Below are 226 nucleotides of genomic sequence, written 5' to 3'. Positions count from 1 at the left end.
ATATTGCGGGCAGCACGCGCCTGTATGAACAATTGGGAGATGTTCAGGCCCTTGCTTTAGTATCGGCTTGTTTGGAAAAAATCAATGTCACAGTCCATGCGCATCAGGGAAAGGTTGTCAAAACCATCGGCGACGAAGTGATGTGCGCATTTGCCCTTCCCGACCACGCCGCTTCCGCGGCCGTAGGTATGCATGAAAGCATCTGCAGTGATCCAGACCTGGTGCA

General features: G+C 52.7%; 1 protein-coding gene. It reads left to right on the top strand.

All coding sequences use genetic code 11. The features are described from left to right. Positions 1 to 226 (top strand): adenylate/guanylate cyclase domain-containing protein (locus tag JI664_RS23765; RefSeq protein WP_286174262.1); only part of this gene is annotated, 226 nt, incomplete at both ends.

Source organism: Rhodobacter sp. NTK016B (assembly GCF_017303295.1).
In the GTDB taxonomy this organism is placed as follows: domain Bacteria; phylum Pseudomonadota; class Alphaproteobacteria; order Rhodobacterales; family Rhodobacteraceae; genus Pararhodobacter.
This window is presented reverse-complemented; position numbering and strand designations above follow the sequence as displayed.